The sequence below is a fragment of the Streptomyces sp. NPDC049915 genome, assembly GCF_040656475.1.
Lineage (GTDB): Bacteria > Actinomycetota > Actinomycetes > Streptomycetales > Streptomycetaceae > Streptomyces.
The window spans coordinates 127,375-144,358 of the sequence record NZ_JBFAMH010000016.1; the positions used below are offsets into that span (position 1 = coordinate 127,375).

A 16,984-nucleotide genomic window follows, 5' to 3' on the forward strand; every position below is an offset into this window, starting at 1 on the left:
CCTCACCCGGTCAGCCAGCGCCGGACACAGGACATGAGGTCGTCCGTGTCGACGGGTTTGGTGACGTAGTCACTGGCCCCGGCCGCGATGCTCTTCTCCCGGTCGCCGGGCATCGCCTTGGCGGTGACGGCGATGATCGGCAGATCGGCGAACTGGGGCATGCCGCGGATCTCGGCGGTGGCCGCGTAGCCGTCCATCTCCGGCATCATCACGTCCATCAACACCAGCGCGACGTCCGGATGGGCGAGCAGCGTCTCGATGCCCTCGCGGCCGTTCTCGGCGTGCAGCACCCGCAGACCGTGCAGCTCCAGAATGCCGCTGAGCGCGAAGAGGTTGCGGGCGTCGTCGTCGACGACCAGGACCGTGCGGCCGTCCGTGGCCGCGTCGTGCTCCGAGGAGGGCGTCTCCTCCACCCGTACCAGGGGCACCGCCTCTCCGGGTTCCTCGGCCGACAGATGCAGGGTGATCCGTTCGCGCAGCTCGTCCAGTCCGGCCAGGAACTCCAGCGGGCGTCCCTCGGCGCGCGCGGCGAGCACCTTCTCCTGGGCGGCGCCGGGGCGCCGGCTGCCGTGGTGCACCAGCACGGGCACATTGGCGAGCGCCGAGTCGCCGTGCAGCGCGTCCAGGAACCGGATCGCCTCCTCCTCCGGCATGCCCATGTCCAGAACGACGCAGTGGCACGGCTCGGCCGCCAGCGCACCGGCCGCCTCCTGCGCCCCCATCGCCGTGATGACCTCGATGAAGGGCGCCTCGGTGCCGTCGTCCCGGGTGCGCCCCATGTCGGCGATCACACTCTCGGCGACCAGCGTGAGCAGGCCCCGCGGGCGTTCCTCCAGCACGAGCAGGCGGCGCGGCCGCGGCGCGGCGGTGAGCGGCGAGCCGATCGGGACCGGCCGGCCGGTCACCTCCGCGGGCTCCGCGTTCCCGGTGATCTCCGGCCGGCGGGCGGCCCCGAGCGCCTCCTCGAAGTCGGCCCGGGCCACCGGCAGGAACAGGGTGAAGGTGCTGCCGCGGCCCGGTGCGCTGTCCACCGTGACGGCGCCGCCGAGCAGATGGGCGATCTCCCGCGTGATGGACAGTCCGAGTCCGGTCCCGCCGTACTTGCGGCTGGTGGTGCCGTCGGCCTGCTGGAACGCCCCGAAGATGGACTCCAGTTGCTGCTCCGGGATGCCGATGCCGGTGTCCTTCACGCGGAAGGCCACGATCGTGCCGCCCCGGACGACGGGTGCCGGCACCTCGTCGTCGGCCGCCGGTCCGATGCTCAGCTCCACGCTGCCCTGCTCGGTGAACTTCACCGCGTTGGACAGCAGGTTGCGCAGGATCTGCCGCAGCCGGGAGTCGTCGGTGAGCAGGTCGGCGGGCGCACCGGCCGACGTCGTCACATGGAAGTCGAGGCCCTTCTGGGTGGTCAGCGGACGGAAGGTGGCCTCGACGTAGTCGAGCAGCCGCTGCAGCTCGACGCGCTCGGGCGCCACGTCCATCTTGCCGGCCTCCACCTTCGACAGGTCGAGGATGTCGTTGATGAGCTGGAGCAGGTCAGAGCCGGCGGAGTGGATGATCTGCGCGTACTCCACCTGCTTCGCCGTGAGGTTGCGCGAGGGGTTCTGCGCGAGCAACTGGGCGAGGATCAGCAGGCTGTTGAGCGGGGTGCGCAGCTCGTGGCTCATGTTGGCCAGGAACTCCGACTTGTACTTGGAGGCGAGCGACAGCTGCTGCGCGCGCGTCTCCAGCTCCTGGCGGGCCTGTTCGATCTGCAGGTTCTTCGCCTCGATGTCGCGGTTGCGCTCGGCCAGCAGCGAGGCCTTGTCCTCCAGTTCGGCGTTGGAGCGCTGCAACTCCTCTTGCTGCACCTGCAGTTCGGCGGAGCGGGCCTGCAGCTCCGCGGTCAGGCGCTGCGACTCGCCGAGCAGCTCGTCGGTGCGGGCGTTGGCCACGATGGTGTTGACGTTGACGCCGATGGTCTCCATCAGCTGGGTCAGGAAGTCCTGGTGGATCTGTGTGAACGGCGTCACGGAGGCCAGTTCGAGCACGCCGAGGACCTGGCCCTCCACCACGATCGGCAGGACCACCAGGGCGGTCGGCGGGACCTGCCCGAGCCCGGAGGAGATGCTCACATAGCCCGGCGGCAGCTCGTCCACGGTGATGGCCCGCCGGCTGCGGGCGGCCTGGCCGACCAGGCTGCGTCCGAAGCGGATGCGGGTCGGCCGCGTGTCGTCGTCGGGCCAGCCGTAGGCGCCCACCAGCCGCAGCTCGGGCCCTTCGGTGCCCTCCTCGGCCAGGTAGAAGGCCCCGTACTGGGCGGACACCAGCGGCACCAGCTCGTCCATGATCAGCTCGGCGACCACCGGCAGGTCCCGGTGGCCCTGCATCAGGCCGGAGATCCGCGCGAGGTTCGTCTTGAGCCAGTCCTGCTCCTGGTTGGCCCGGGTGGTCTCGCGCAGGGACTCCACCATGGAGTTGATGTTGTCCTTGAGCTCGGCGACCTCGCCCGAGGCCTCGACGTTGATGGACCGTGTCAGGTCTCCCTCGGCGACGGCGCTGGCGACCTCGGCGATCGCCCGCACCTGCCGGGTCAGGTTGCCGGCCAGCTCGTTGACGTTCTCCGTCAGCCGCTTCCAGGTGCCGGAAACCCCCTCGACCTCGGCCTGGCCGCCGAGGCGGCCCTCGGTGCCGACCTCGCGGGCGACGCGGGTGACTTCGTCGGCGAATGCGGAGAGCTGGTCGACCATCGTGTTGATGGTCGTCTTCAGCTCCAGGATCTCGCCACGGGCGTCGACGTCGATCTTCTTCGACAGATCGCCGCGGGCCACCGCCGTCGTCACCAGCGCGATGTTGCGCACCTGGCCGGTGAGGTTGTTCGCCATCGAGTTGACGTTGTCGGTGAGGTCCTTCCACGTGCCCGCCACATTGGGCACCTGCGCCTGGCCGCCGAGCCTGCCCTCGGTGCCGACCTCGCGGGCGACGCGGGTGACCTCGTCGGCGAACGCCGACAGTGTGTCGACCATCGTGTTGATCACGTCGGCCAGCGCGGCGACCTCGCCCTTGGCCTCCACGGTGATCTTCTGGGACAGGTCGCCCTTGGCGACGGCGGTGGCGACCTGGGCGATGGAGCGCACCTGGCTGGTCAGGTTGGACGCCATCACGTTGACGTTGTCGGTGAGGTCCTTCCAGGTGCCGGAGACCCCGCGCACATGGGCCTGGCCGCCGAGGCGGCCCTCGGTGCCGACCTCGCGGGCGACGCGGGTGACCTCGTCGGCGAAGGCGGAGAGCTGGTCGACCATCGTGTTGATGGTCTCCTTGAGGTCCAGGATCTCGCCGCGCGCGTCCACGGTGATCTTCTGCGAGAGGTCGCCCTGGGCGACGGCGGTGGCGACCTGGGCGACGTTGCGTACCTGTGCGGTCAGGTTGCCGCCCATGAAGTTCACCGAATCGGTGAGATCCCGCCAGGTGCCCTTGACGCCCTTGACGTCCGCCTGGCCGCCGAGGCGGCCCTCGGTGCCGACCTCGCGGGCGACGCGGGTGACCTCGTCGGCGAAGGCGGAGAGCTGGTCGACCATCGTGTTGATGGTGTTCTTCAGCTCCAGGATCTCGCCGCGCGCGTCGACGGTGATCTTCTGCGAGAGGTCGCCCTGCGCGACGGCGGTCGTCACCTGGGCGACGTTGCGCACCTGCGCGGTGAGATTGCCGGCCATCAGGTTGACGGAGTCGGTGAGATCCCGCCAGACACCGGCGACCCCGGGCACCTGGGCCTGGCCGCCGAGACGGCCCTCGCTGCCGACCTCGCGGGCGACGCGGGTGACCTCGTCGGCGAAGGCGGAGAGCTGGTCGACCATCGTGTTGACGGTGTTCTTCAGCTGGAGGATCTCGCCGCGGGCGGCCACGTCGATCTTCTGGGACAGATCACCCTTGGCCACGGCCGTGGCGACCTGCGCGATGTCACGCACCTGTGTGGTCAGGTTGCCCGCCATCGCGTTGACGGAGTCGGTCAGATCGGCCCAGGTGCCGGAGACCCCCGGCACCTCGGCCTGGCCGCCGAGCGTCCCCTCGGTGCCCACCTCCCGCGCCACCCGGGTCACTTCGGAGGTGAAGACCGACAGCTGGTCGACCATGCCGTTGAAGACCTTGGCGATGTCGCCCATCAGTCCGCCGACATCGTCGGGCAGCCGCGTACCGAAGTCGCCGTCCCGGACCGCCGTCAGGCCGACCAGGAGCCTCTTGAGCTCCTGGTCGGCCGGGACCGGGTCCACGGCCTCGGTCGTGTTGCTGGTCATCCGTCCCCTCGTTCCCAGGTCACAGTCGTCCGCCAGGTGGTGTCTTCGCAGTTCACGAGGACTGGCGGTGTGAGAAATACGCCGCAGATTAACCCACGCAGCCGACCGGCGACACGGCATCCCGTCAAAGAACGGTCACACGGAAACTGCACGTCACGCACCGTGTGTGCGAAGCGTGAAACCGGGTACCCGGTTGGATTTCCCGGTGGTCCTGCGAAGGGCAGCGCGCAGCGCACGCGAGCTTGCGCCCGGCCTCACGGAGCGGCCGAAAACCGTCCCTCGCGGGGCGCGGCATGCTGATCGTCCTCGGGTGCGGCACGCTGGTCCGGCGGCCGGGCCGGCGGCCCGCCGTCAGCCCGTGCCCGAGGGGTGGCAGCACGATCGGCGTACCGGTGGCGTGACGTGCCGTTGCCCGGCCCCGCCGAGGGAACGGGGGCCGGGCAACAGGTCCGCGGTCACCAGGGCAGGAAGACGTGCACGTCCTTGCCGTCGTCGTTCGTCACCACACTGACCTGGGTGCACAGGGTCTGCACCAGGTACCAGCCGATGCCCCCGCCCCCGCGGCTGGGGTGGAAGGGGCGCGGAGTGGGCGGAGTGGTGCTGGTGTCGTGCAGGACGACGTGCACACCGTCGAAGGTCCGCCGCAGCTGCAGCTCGAAGGGGCCCGGGGCGTACTGCACCGCGTTGGCGGCCAGCTCTGTGACGATCAACACGATGTCGTGCCAGCACTCGTCCGCAGAGGGCGGCTGGATCCTGGCCAGAGCGCGGAGGAAGTCCTCCGCGGCCAGCCGGGCTCCTGTCACGTCCCGTGGTTCGCCCTCGAAACGTGTCGTGCGGTGCGGCATATCTCGGGTGGTCAGCGCATTGTCCCAACGCGGCTCGGTTGCCATGTCCCATCCACTACCCCGGCGACAGCAGGGCGGTCGTCCCTTCTTGTGAGCATTCCGTTGCCATCTGGAGGGTTCCCAGGGGTCTGGAAGGTACGCGTCTCGATCCGTCAGCACCATCGAAAACGTATTCGTTTCCCGACGGAATGCGGACCCGCCCCGGGGGCACCCGGACGGCCGTAGGAGCCCAACACCCCCTAGACCGGGAGAATCTGATGTCGAGTTACGGCAGTTCCCCTGCCGCCTCCTCCGGTTCGCGCACCAACGGCCTGGCGATCGCCGGCCTCGTCTGCGGCATCGTCGGCGTGTTCTTCGCCGGCGTGATCCTCGGCCCGCTCGCGATCGTGTTCGGAGCCGTCGGCCTGCGCCAGGCGCCCGTGAAGGGCGGCGGCATGGCGAAGGCCGGTGTGGTGCTCGGCATCATCGACCTGATCATCTTCGTGGTGCTGATCTCGCTGGCCGCCTCCCACGGCGGCTTCAGCTGGTACGTCGGCAGCTGACCGGGCCTCGTCACCATCATGGTCGCCGGCCTCGCGTGTCATGCCCGGTGACCTCACACGTCAACGGAACACATCGTCGGAGTCGTCCCAGCCGGGCGGCTCCGACGCATAGTGCCGCACCGGGCGTGAGCGGGCCGCGTACATCGCCTCGATCTCGGCGGCGTACGCCCGCACGATCGCGTCCCGGCGCAGCTTCAGCGACGGGGTCAGCAGCCCGCTCGCCTGGTCGAACGGCTCCGGCAGCACACGGAAGACCCGCACCGACTCCGACCGCGACACCGCACTGTTGGCCGCGGCCACGGCCCGTCCGATCTCCTCACGCAGCGCGTTCTCCTCACGGGCCTCCCGCAGCGGATGGCTCCCCGGCAGCGCCAGCGAGCGCCGCCAGTGCGTCAGGAACTCCGGGTCCAAGGTGATCAGCGCCCCCACGCACGGCCGGTTGTCGCCCACGACGACGGCCTGATGGACGAGGGGATGCATGCGCAGCCGCTGCTCCAGGAAGGCCGGCGCCACGCTCTTGCCGCCGCTGGTGATGATCACGTCCTTCTTCCGGCCGGTGATGGTCAGATACCCCTCCCCGTCCAGGTGCCCGAGGTCACCGGTGGCCAGCCAGCCGCCGCGCAGCACGGCCCGGCTGGCGGCCCGGTTCCCGACGTATCCCTGGAACACCGACGGCCCGCGCACCAGGATCTCCCCGTCCTCGGCGATCCGGATCTCCATCCCGGGCAGGGCCTGCCCGACCGTCCCCGCCTTCTCCCGGCCCAGCGGCTGCATGGTGATCCCGCCGGCGGTCTCCGTCAGCCCGTACCCGTCGTGCACATAGATGCCGATGCCCTCGTAGAACCAGGACAGCTCCCGGTGCAGCGGTGATCCGCCGGACGTCGCCCGCGTCACCCGGCCGCCCAGCGCCGCCCGCAGCCGCCGGTACACCGTCCGCTCGTACACCGCGTGCTGCAGCCGCAGCTCGAACCCGGGCCCCCCGCCACGGCCCGTGCGCTGCCGCTCACAGGCCGCTGCGAAATCCCGCGCCGTCTGCGCCGCCCGCTCGAACAGTGCGCCGCGGCCGGCCCGCTGGGCGGTGCGCAGGAACGTCTTGTACACCTTCTCGAACACCGACGGCACCGCATAGAAGTACGTCGGCCGCAAGGTGCGCAGCGCCGAGGACAGCGCCTCCTCGCTCATGTCCGGCTCGTGCCCCAGCAGTACCCCGCCGCGCAGGCACAGGCCCTGGATCATCAGGCCGTAGACATGGGAGAACGGAAGGAAGGCGAGCACGGACGCCTGCTGCCCGGCCGGTGCCGCCGTGTGCCCCCAGCCCGCCAGCAGGGTGTCGCAGGGATGCGCCAGCGCCCGGTGGCTCAGCGCGCACCCCATCGGCCGGCCCGAAGTGCCGGAGGTGTACGCGACGACCGCCGTCGAGTCGGGCAGCACGAGCCGGCGCAGCGAGTCCACCGTGGTCGGCGCGATGGGCGCACCACGCTCCGCCAGCTGCCCGAGCGCCCCCGCGTCCAGCTGCCACACATGCCGCAGCCGCGGCAGCGAGGCGCACACCGAGCCGACCGTCATCACGCTCGGCTCGTCCTCGACGGCCACCCCCACACACTCGGCGTCCCGCAGGATGAACGCCACCTGGTCCCGGGAGGCCGTCGGATGCACCGGCACCACTTCGGCTCCCACCGCCCACAGCGCATGGCACAGCAGCGTCCACTCGTAGCGGGTGCGCGCCATGATCGCGACGCGGTCGCCCGGCCGGATCCCGGAGGCCACCAGCCCCCGGGCCAGGCCGAGCACCTGATCGCGCACCTCCACGGTCGTGACCTTGTCCCATCCGCCGTCGGCGCGACGGCGCGCCAGCGCGGGCCGCACCGGGTCGCGGTCCGCGGCGGCGAAGACACTGTCGGCCAGCCCACCGGTCAGCGGGGCGACGACCGGGGGAGCGAGGGCGGACTCGGGCATGCGCTGCTCCTGGAGATGCGCGGGCGGCTCCGCCGCTGACCTGCGGGACCACCCGGGTCGGCGGTGGGGGGACTCTAGCCCCGCCGGGCCGCGCGCGGTGCCCGGTTCGCGGAAGTGATGCCGCTTCGTTGATCCCGCCCGCTATGGGGGACTCGGAAGGCATGAGTTACACCAACCCCGACCCCGAACCGGAACGCACCACCGGCCTGGAACCGGGCGGCGGCGTCCCCCCGGGCGAGACCCCGCCCGCGGAGAGCAGCCTGCCCGAGGCCGGCCCCCGCGAGGTGCACAACCCGCCCAAGGGCTGGGCGAAGACCCCGCTGGTGCTGATCATCGTCCTCGTGGTGCTGGTGGCGGCCTTCTTCCTGGCCTACGCCATCTCCCTGGCCCTGTGAGCGACCGCGCGGGTCCCGGCCGGGCAGCGGTCCCGCCTGGACCTCAGGCCTGCGTGTGCCGTACGCACTCCGCGACCACGCCCCGCAGACTGTCGGTGCGCTCCAGCAGCGCGCGCTGGATCCGGGCGCCGTTGCCGTCGCGCAGCAGCCGGGCACACGACTCGCGGGCCCACTCCAGGTCCCCGCTGTCGGCGAGGGCGTCCTCGACATGCCTGAGCAGCGCCTGTACGACCTCCTCGGCGGGCGCCGGCCGCATGGTCGCCGGATGCACCAGCTCGCCGTCGATCCCGGAGCGCGCGGCCCGCCAGGCCGCCAGCCGCAGCATGCTCACGCTGTGCCCGGCCGGCTCCACCCCCGCCCGCCACTGCCGTGCAGCCGTCTCGACAAGACCCCGCACCAGCGTGGCGACGAGCACCGCCGTGTCCGCGTGCAGACACACGTCCGAGACCCGGATCTCCACCGTCGGGTACCGCTCCGAGAGGCGGGCGTCGAAGTAGACCATCGCCTTGTCGAGGATCACCCCGGTGGCGACCATGTCGTCCACCCGCTGCCGGTAGCCCGCCACGGACCCGAACAACTCGGTCGGTCCGGCCGAGGGCCAGCGCCCCCACACCCGGCTGCGGTAACTGCGGTAACCGGAATCCCGGCCCTGCCAGAAGGGCGAGTTGGCGCTCAGCGCGGACAGCACCGGCAGCCAGGGCCGGATCCGGTCGACGACGGCCACGCCCTCCTCGTCGGAGTCCACCGACACATGGACATGGCAGCCGCACACGAGCTGCTCCCGGGTGGCGATGCCGTACTGCTCCGCCATCCACTGATAGCGGTCGTTCATCCCTATCGCCGGGCTGACCGGAAGGGGCGACGTGGCCAGCGCCGCGACGGTGCAGCCGATGCTCTCGGCGTGCCGGGCCGCTTCCTTGCGGCACCGCACGATCTCCTCGTGCAGGTCCGCCATCCCGGACTGCGGCCGGGTGGCGAACTCGAGCATCTGGTCGTACAGCTCCTTCTCGAAGACCTCCTGACCGGCGTCCTCGTGCTCCGCGCGGGCCAGGGCGGCCGCGGACAGAGCCTTGGGATCACCGGTCTCCGGGTCGACGAGGAGCAGCTCCTCCTCCACACCGACTGTGCGCACCTTCAGGCCGCCTTTCCTGGCCGAACCGCTACGGGACGCACAGTCGGGTTCCCCGTGATCGCTACATGGAACGCGAAGGATACGACGACATCCACACCGTCGCCAGCGGAGGCAGCGTGAGCCGGACCTTCCCGTCCTCCGGCTTGACCGGCTCGGGGAGCGTGACGTCGCTGCCGCCGTACTTCGCCGCGTCGGTGTTCAGGACCTCCCGCCAGGCCGTGACGTCGTCACCGACGTGCAGGACGTAGTCGTGGCGGACGACGGGCGAGAAGTTGGACACCGCCAGCAGCGGGCCGCCCTCGGCGTCGTAGCGCACAAACGCGAACACGTTGTCGTCGGCGGCGTCACAGGCCACCCAGCGGAAGCCGGCCGGTTCGGTGTCCCGCTGCCACAGCGCGGGCGTGGCCAGGTACAGGGTGTTCAGATCGCGCACCAGCTCCTGCACCCCGCGGTGGTCGCCCGCCGCCATGTGGCCGGGATCCATCAGCCACCACTCCGGCCCGTGCTCCGCGTTCCACTCGCCGCCCTGCGCGAACTCCTGCCCCATGAAGAGCAGTTGCTTGCCCGGGTGAGCCCACATGAAGCCGAGGTAGGCACGGTGGTTGGCGCGGCGCTGCCACCAGTCGCCCGGCATCTTCGACACCAGGGCCTGCTTGCCGTGCACCACCTCGTCGTGGCTGATCGGCAGGACGTAGTTCTCGCTGTAGGCGTACACCATCGAGAACGTCATCTCGTGGTGGTGGTACTTGCGGTGGATCGGCTCCTTGCTCATGTACTGCAGGGAGTCGTGCATCCAGCCCATGTTCCACTTCAGCCCGAAGCCCAGGCCGCCGCTGTCGGTGGGCCGTGTCACGCCGTCCCAGGCCGTGGACTCCTCCGCGATCGTCACGACCCCCGGGCAGCGACGGTAGACGGTGGCGTTCATCTCCTGCAGGAACGCCTTGGCGGCCAGGTCCTCGTTGCCGCCGAAGATGTTCGGCGTCCACTGGCCGTCCTCGCGCGAGTAGTCCAGGTAGAGCATCGAGGCGACGGCGTCCACGCGCAGGCCGTCGATGTGGAACTCCTCGCACCAGTACACCGCGTTGGCGACCAGGAAGTTGCGCACCTCGGTGCGGCCGTAGTCGAACTCGTACGTGCCCCAGTCGGGGTGCTCCGCCCGCTGGTCGTCCCCGGGTTCGTACAGCGGATCGCCGTCGAAGCGGGCCAGGGCCCAGTCGTCCTTCGGGAAGTGCGCCGGCACCCAGTCCATGATCACGCCGATGCCGGCCCGGTGGCAGGCGTCGACGAAGTAGCGGAAGTCGTCCGGCGTGCCGAGCCGCGGCATCGGCGCGTAGTGGGACGTGACCTGGTAACCCCACGACCCGCTGAAAGGGTGCCCGGCGACCGGCATCAGCTCCACATGCGTGAACCCCATGTCCCTGACGTACGCCGGCAGTTCCTCCGCGAGTTCGCGGTAGGTCAGGCCGGGTCGCCAGGAGGGCAGGTGGACTTCGTAGACCGAGAACGGTGCCCGGTGCACCGGAACATCACCGCGGTGCGCCATCCAGTCCGCGTCGCCCCACTCGTGCGCCGACGCCGTCACGATCGACGCGGTGTCCGGCGGCACCTCCGTGCACCGCGCCATCGGGTCGGCCTTCAGGAAGCGGTGCCCGTAGCGCGAGGTGATCTCGAACTTGTACCGGGTGCCCTCGCCGACCCCGGGCAGGAACAGCTCCCACACCCCGGACGCGCCCAGCGAGCGCATCGGGAACTGGGTGCCGTCCCAGTAGGTGAAGTCCGCGGCGACCCGCACGCCCTGCGCGTTCGGCGCCCACACCGTGAACCGGGTGCCGGCCACGCCCTCGTGGGTCATCGGCTCCGCGCCGAGCGCCTTCCACAGCTGCTCGTGCCGGCCCTCCCGGATCAGGTGCAGATCGAACTCGCCGAGCGCCGGCAGGAACCGGTACGGGTCGTCCACCACGTACTCGGCGTCCTCGTACGACACCGCCAGCTTGTAGCCCGGGATCTTCTTCAGCGGCAGCACGGCCGAGAACAGACCGTCGCCGTCCGAGGTCAGCGGATGCCGCTTGCGGCCGACCACCACGCTGACCGCGCGGGCGAAGGGCCGCAGCGCCCGGAAGAGCACCCCGCCCGGCACCGGGTGAACGCCCAGCAGGGCGTGCGGATCGTGATGGGCACCCGCCAGCAGCCGGCCCCGGTCGGCCGGGTCCAGGTCGGTGGCCGCTGTGCGGGCCGGGCCCGACGGCTCGGGGAGTGAGGTGTCGCGGAGCGCCACGGGTCAGTCTCCTCTCACGGCGAGTCGTTCGATCGCCGCCATGGGTACGGGAAGCCAGGCAGGTCGGTGCTTGGCCTCGTAGAGCACTTCGTACACAGCCCTGTCCGTCTCGTAGGCGCGCAGCAGGGCGTGCTTCTTGCGCGGATCCCAGCCCGCCCGCGCGGCGTAACCCGCGCAGTAGGCCTCGCGGCAGCGGCGCGCCCACTCGGGACGCCACGGCCTGCGCTGCCGGGCCGCGTAGTCGAAGGAGCGCAGCATGCCGGCGATGTCCCGCACCGGCGAATGGGTGCTGCGCCGCTCGGCCAGCGGCCGTGACGGTTCGCCCTCGAAGTCGATGACGAACCACTCCCGTCCGGCGCGCAGCACCTGACCCAGGTGCAGGTCACCGTGGATGCGCTGGGCCGGCGGGCCCGGGTCGCAGGCGCCGAGCGCGCCGAACGCCGCCCGCAGCCCCGGCACGTGCGGGCGCAGCGCCCTGACCTGGTGGGCGGCGGCGTCCAGCCGCTCGGTCATCGCATCCGCCAGCCGCGCGTTCTCCGCGTGGCCGCCGGCCGGGAAGGCCGCGGCGAGCGCGAGGTGCACCTCGGCGGTGGCGGCGCCCAGCGCGCTCGCCTCCGCGGTGAAGTCCTCACCGCGCGAGAGGGCCTGCAGGGCCAGCGTCCAGCCGTCGGAGGCGTTCGGCAGGAACGGCTGCAGCACGCCCAGCGTCGCCTCCTGGGGCCGGCTGGTCCGCATCCACGCCACCGGAGCCGGCACCCGCGCACAGCCTTCCCGGGCGAGCGCGAGCGGTACCTCCAGATCCGGGTTGATACCGGGCTGGATACGCCGGAACAGTTTCAGGATGAAGGCGTCGCCGTACACCAGCGACGTGTTGGACTGCTCGGCGTCCAGCAGCCGGGGCGCGAGACCGGACGGGATCGGCACCGACGGATCGGAGTCGAACAGCAGCGGCCCCAGCGTCCCGGAGTGCCGCATCCGCTCCAGCAGCAGATGCGCCGAGCGCGGGTCCAGCAGCGCGTCGTAGACCGTGAGACCGGCCATCGGGCCGCTCTCCGCCCGCCCGATCAGCGCCTTGCCCAGCCGGGGCGAGAGATGCTCCTGGAAGCCGAGCAGCAACTGGTAGCAGTCGCCGCCCGCCGGGGCCGCCGTCCCGCCGGGCGCGGGCACCCCGGCGTGCGGCGGGGGCGACCCGGCGTGCGCGGCATGGATGAGCACATGCAGACAGCCCGGGAACAGCTCGGTCATCGACAGCAGACGCAGATCCGTGACCGGTCGGTCCTTCCCGGCGAACCAGCGTTGCCGTGGCAGCCACTCGCGCAGCAGACCCGCGAGCGAGTCCAGATGCAGAGCGATGCCGGAAGTGCTCGGCTGGAGGGATGCGGTCTTCGGCATGGTGACGCGTCCTTTCCTCGGCGCGCTACTGTCGGCGGCCGATGCGGGATGCGACTCGGGCGAGCCGGAACCAGTAGAAGCCGTGGCCTGCGATGGTGAGCAGGTAGGGCAGCTCTCCGATGGCGGGGAAGCGCACGCCACCGAAGAGTTCGACCGGATGGCGGCCGTCGTAGGCCCGCAGGTCCAGCTCGGTGGGCTGGGCGAAGCGGGAGAAGTTGTGCACGCACAGCACCAGGTCGTCCTCGTACTCGCGCAGGAACGCCAGCACCGCCGGGTTCGACGACGGCAGCTCGGTGTAGGACCCCAGTCCGAAGGCTGTGTTCTGCTTGCGGATCTCGATCATCCGGCGGGTCCAGTGCAGCAGCGACGACGGCGACGCCATGGACGCCTCGACATTGGTGACCTGGTAGCCGTGGACCGGGTCCATGATCGTGGGCAGATAGAGCCGCCCGGGGTCGGCCGTGGAGAATCCGGCGTTGCGGTCCGGCGTCCACTGCATGGGGGTGCGCACCGCGTCGCGGTCGCCGAGCCAGATGTTGTCGCCCATGCCGATCTCGTCGCCGTAGTAGATGATCGGCGAGCCGGGCAGGGACAGCAGCAGCGCGGTGAACAGCTCGATCGTGTTGCGGTCGTTGTCGAGCAGGGGCGCGAGGCGCCGCCGGATGCCGATGTTGGCGCGCATCCGCGGATCCTTGGCGTACTCCGCCCACATGTAGTCGCGCTCTTCGTCCGTCACCATCTCGAGCGTCAGCTCGTCGTGGTTGCGCAGGAAGATGCCCCACTGGCAACCGTCCGGGATCGGCGGGGTCTTCGCCAGGATTTCCGACACCGGGTACCGGGACTCGCGGCGCACGGCCATGAAGATGCGCGGCATGACCGGGAAGTGGAAGGCCATGTGGCACTCGTCGCCGCCCGCGGAGTAGTCGCCGAAGTAGTCGACCACGTCCTCCGGCCACTGGTTGGCCTCCGCCAGCAGCACCGTGTCCGGGTACATCAGGTCGATCTCCCGGCGCACCCGCTTCAGGAACTGATGGGTTGCCGGAAGGTTTTCGCAGTTGCTGCCTTCCTCCGCGTACAGGTACGGCACCGCGTCCAGCCGGAAGCCGTCGATCCCCAGGTCGAGCCAGAACCGCAGCGCGGCCAGGATCTCCTCCTGCACGGCCGGGTTCTCGTAGTTCAGGTCCGGCTGGTGGGAGAAGAAGCGGTGGAAGAAGTACTGCCCCCGCACCGGGTCGTACGTCCAGTTGGAGGACTCGGTGTCGACGAAGATGATCCGGGCGTCCGGGTAGCCCTTGTCGTCGTCGGCCCACATGTAGTAGTCGCCGTACGGGCCGTCCGGGTTCTTGCGCGACTCCTGGAACCACGGGTGCTGGTCGCTGGTGTGGTTCATCACGAAGTCGATGATCACGCGCATGCCGCGCTGGTGGGCGGCGTCCACGAACTCCACGAAGTCGGCCAGGTCACCGAACTCGGGCAGGACCGAGGTGTAGTCGGCGACGTCGTAGCCGCCGTCCCGCAGCGGTGACTTGAAGAAGGGCGGCAGCCACAGGCAGTCCACGCCCAGCCACTGCAGATAGTCGAGTTTGGCGGTCAGGCCCTTGAGGTCGCCGACGCCGTCGCCGTTGCTGTCCTGGAAGGAGCGGACGAGGACCTCGTAGAAGACAGCACGCTTGAACCAGTCGGGGTCCCGGTCCTTCGCCGGGGTGTCCTCGAATGTGTCCGGGACGGGCTCGTTGACGGACATGGGGCTGATCGACCTCCGTTTCGTGGGGTGGCTCACCGGACGTGGAACACGTGGGCCGGCGTCCGACCGGGTTCGAGGCGCACGTAGTTGGCGCCGCCCCAGCGGTAGGTCGCACCGGTCAGTTCGTCGTGCACGGTCGTCTCGGCGTGCCGGTCCAGGCCGAGGTGCGGCATGTCCAACGAGACCGTGGCCTCCTGGGTGTGGTGGGGATCGAGGTTCACCACCACGAGCACCGTGTCGTCACCCTCGCGCTTGCTGTAGGCGATGACCGCGTCGTTGTCGGTGGCGTGGAAACGGAGGTTGCGCAGCCGGCGGAGCGCCGGGTGGCCGCGCCGGATGTCGTTCAGGCGGGCGATCAGCGGGGCGATGGTGCGGCCCTCGCGCTCGGCGGCCTCCCAGTCACGGGGCCTGAGCTGGTACTTCTCGGAGTCCAGATACTCCTCGCTGCCCTCCTTCAGCGGGGTGTTCTCGCACAGCTCGTAACCGGAGTAGATGCCCCAGGTGGGGGAGAGGGTCGCCGCGAGCACCGCACGCACCTCGAAGGCGGGCCGTCCGCCGTGCTGGAGGTAGCCCGGCAGGATGTCCGGGGTGTTGGCGAAGAAGTTCGGCCGCATGTAGGAGGCGGCCTCACCGGACAGCTCGGTGAGGTACTCCGTCAGCTCCTGCTTGCCGTTGCGCCAGGTGAAGTACGTGTACGACTGCTGGAAGCCGATCTGGGCCAGGGTGTGCATCATCGCCGGGCGGGTGAACGCCTCGGCCAGGAAGATCACGTCCGGGTCGGAGGCGTTGATGTCCGCGATCACCCGCTCCCAGAAGACCACCGGCTTGGTGTGCGGGTTGTCCACGCGGAAGATCCGCACCCCGTGGTCCATCCAGTGCCGCAGGACGCGGACCGTCTCCTTGACCAGGCCGTCCATGTCCTGGTCGAAGGCGATCGGATAGATGTCCTGGTACTTCTTCGGCGGGTTCTCGGCGTAGGCGATCGTCCCGTCGGCGCGGTGGTGGAACCACTCGGGGTGCTTGTGCACCCACGGGTGGTCGGGTGAGCACTGGAGCGCGAAGTCGAGGGCGATCTCCAGACCGTGCGAGCGGGCCTGCTTCACGAACCAGTCGAAGTCCTCGATCGTGCCCAGCTGAGGGTGCACGGCGTCGTGGCCGCCCTCCGGGGAGCCGATCGCCCACGGCACGCCCACGTCGTCCGGCCCGGCGGTGAGGGTGTTGTTCTTCCCCTTGCGGAAGGTCGTGCCGATCGGATGGATGGGCGGCAGGTAGACGACGTCGAAGCCCATCGCGGCGATCTTCGGCAGCCGCCGGGCGGCGGTGCGGAACGTGCCGTGCGGCTGCTCGGGCGTGCCCTCCGAGCGCGGGAAGAACTCGTACCAGGACCCGAACAGCGCCCGCTCCCGCTCCACCAGCAGGGGCATGGCCTTGGACGCGGTGACCAGGTCGCGCAGCGGATGGCGGGCCAGGACCTCGTCCACCTCCGGCGCCAGCGCGGCGGCGTAACGGTCCTGCACCGGCAACGAGTCGTCGAGCAGCCTCTTCGCGGTCTCCCGCAGCAGGGTGCGCGCCGGGCCGCGCGGCGCCCGGGCCGCCGCCCGCTCGTACAGCTGGCCGCCCTCCTCCAGCACCAGGCCCGCGTCGATGTCCGCCGGGATCTTGATGGCGGCGTGCCGGCGCCAGGTGGTGACCGGGTCGCTCCACGCCTCCACGGTGTACGTCCAGTGGCCCTCCGCGTCCGGGGTCACCTCGGCGCCCCAGCGGTCGCTGCCCTCGGCCAGTTCACGCAGAGGAGTCCACGGCCCCTTGCGGCCGCCCGGGCCGCGCAGGACGACATTCGCGCCCACCGCGTCGTGCCCCTCGCGGAACACGGTCGCGGTGACCATGAACGTCTCGCCCACGACGGCCTTCGCCGGTCGCCTGCCGCACTCCACGCGCGGATGGACATCCCGCACAGGGACACGGCCGATGGGCCTGGTGGACTTCATCGTGAACCTCCTGCGTGCTCGAAGCCGGGCCGTGGCCGGGCTGGTGGATGTCCAAGCTGCACCGGAGGAGGGCTAGTGCTCCGCCGGGAAACGCCGGGCGGAGCGTGTTCCACTCCTGCGCGCCACGTTTTTCGTCCGCCGCCGCGGAGCGCCCTGCCACAGGGAGGTGGCCGCGTCCGACCGCAGATAGCGTTCCGCGGCGTCGGCGGCCTCCCGTGCGCAACGCTTGCCCATCAGCACGCACAGGGTGTATCCCGTGTCCTCGAAGGTGGCCCGCACCGCGCTGTCGGCGGGCGAGGCGAGCATGGCCCGCTCCCAGGCGCGGTAACGCTGCAGATGCCTGGCGACTTCGGCTTTCGCGGGTAGCAGCATGGCGCTGTTCACCTTCCGGGAGTGCGAGAGGTACGACGCCCGACGGACGGGCCGGCCGCGTACGCAGAGGGG

Annotated in this window: 11 protein-coding genes; 2 read left to right on the forward strand and 9 right to left on the reverse strand. The window is 70.6% G+C overall.

Annotated elements, in window-relative coordinates; all coding sequences use genetic code 11:
* Nucleotides 1-2: 2 nt before the first annotated feature.
* The gene (locus AB0J12_RS25770; protein ID WP_363266757.1) at nt 3-4,271 is read right to left on the reverse strand and encodes a HAMP domain-containing protein; all 4,269 of its coding nucleotides are present in this window, start codon (nt 4,269-4,271) and stop codon (nt 3-5) included.
* Nucleotides 4,272-4,726: 455 nt separating this feature from the next.
* Nucleotides 4,727-5,161 carry an ATP-binding protein gene (locus AB0J12_RS25775; protein ID WP_363266758.1) on the reverse strand — a complete coding sequence of 145 codons (435 nt, stop codon included), beginning with the start codon at nt 5,159-5,161 and terminating at the stop codon, nt 4,727-4,729.
* 212 nt (nt 5,162-5,373) lie between these two features.
* On the opposite strand from AB0J12_RS25775, the gene AB0J12_RS25780 reads away from it, so the two are divergent.
* Nucleotides 5,374-5,658: a DUF4190 domain-containing protein gene (locus AB0J12_RS25780; protein ID WP_363266759.1), complete on the forward strand. Its 285-nt coding sequence runs from the start codon at nt 5,374-5,376 to the stop codon at nt 5,656-5,658.
* Nucleotides 5,659-5,718: 60 nt separating this feature from the next.
* Here the strand turns inward: AB0J12_RS25780 and AB0J12_RS25785 are convergent, their stop codons facing one another.
* Entirely contained in the window at nt 5,719-7,614 is a 1,896-nt protein-coding gene (locus AB0J12_RS25785; protein WP_363266760.1) for an AMP-dependent synthetase/ligase, read from the reverse strand.
* Between the two features lie 161 nt (nt 7,615-7,775).
* Here AB0J12_RS25785 and AB0J12_RS25790 point away from each other — a divergent pair, with 161 nt between their 5' ends.
* Entirely contained in the window at nt 7,776-8,009 is a 234-nt protein-coding gene (locus AB0J12_RS25790) for a DUF6480 family protein (protein WP_363266762.1), read from the forward strand.
* A 43-nt stretch (nt 8,010-8,052) separates the two neighbouring features.
* Here the strand turns inward: AB0J12_RS25790 and AB0J12_RS25795 are convergent, their stop codons facing one another.
* The 6 genes from AB0J12_RS25795 to AB0J12_RS25820 all read right to left on the reverse strand — a co-directional run bounded on the left by AB0J12_RS25795 (nt 8,053) and on the right by AB0J12_RS25820 (nt 16,912).
* Nucleotides 8,053-9,141: a glutamate--cysteine ligase gene (locus AB0J12_RS25795; RefSeq protein ID WP_363266763.1), complete on the reverse strand. Its 1,089-nt coding sequence runs from the start codon at nt 9,139-9,141 to the stop codon at nt 8,053-8,055.
* Between the two features lie 61 nt (nt 9,142-9,202).
* Nucleotides 9,203-11,416 (reverse strand): 1,4-alpha-glucan branching enzyme, encoded by a 2,214-nt coding sequence (gene glgB / locus AB0J12_RS25800; RefSeq protein ID WP_363266764.1) that lies wholly within the window; start codon nt 11,414-11,416, stop codon nt 9,203-9,205.
* 3 nt (nt 11,417-11,419) lie between these two features.
* Entirely contained in the window at nt 11,420-12,808 is a 1,389-nt protein-coding gene (locus tag AB0J12_RS25805; RefSeq protein WP_363266765.1) for a maltokinase, read from the reverse strand.
* Between the two features lie 25 nt (nt 12,809-12,833).
* On the reverse strand, nt 12,834-14,552 hold the full coding sequence (treS, locus tag AB0J12_RS25810; RefSeq protein ID WP_363266766.1) for a maltose alpha-D-glucosyltransferase: 1,719 nt from the start codon (nt 14,550-14,552) through the stop codon (nt 12,834-12,836).
* Nucleotides 14,553-14,584: 32 nt separating this feature from the next.
* Nucleotides 14,585-16,540: an alpha-1,4-glucan--maltose-1-phosphate maltosyltransferase gene (locus tag AB0J12_RS25815; RefSeq protein ID WP_363266768.1), complete on the reverse strand. Its 1,956-nt coding sequence runs from the start codon at nt 16,538-16,540 to the stop codon at nt 14,585-14,587.
* Nucleotides 16,541-16,612: 72 nt separating this feature from the next.
* On the reverse strand, nt 16,613-16,912 hold the full coding sequence (locus AB0J12_RS25820; RefSeq protein ID WP_363266769.1) for a DUF5133 domain-containing protein: 300 nt from the start codon (nt 16,910-16,912) through the stop codon (nt 16,613-16,615).
* Nucleotides 16,913-16,984: the final 72 nt, after the last annotated feature.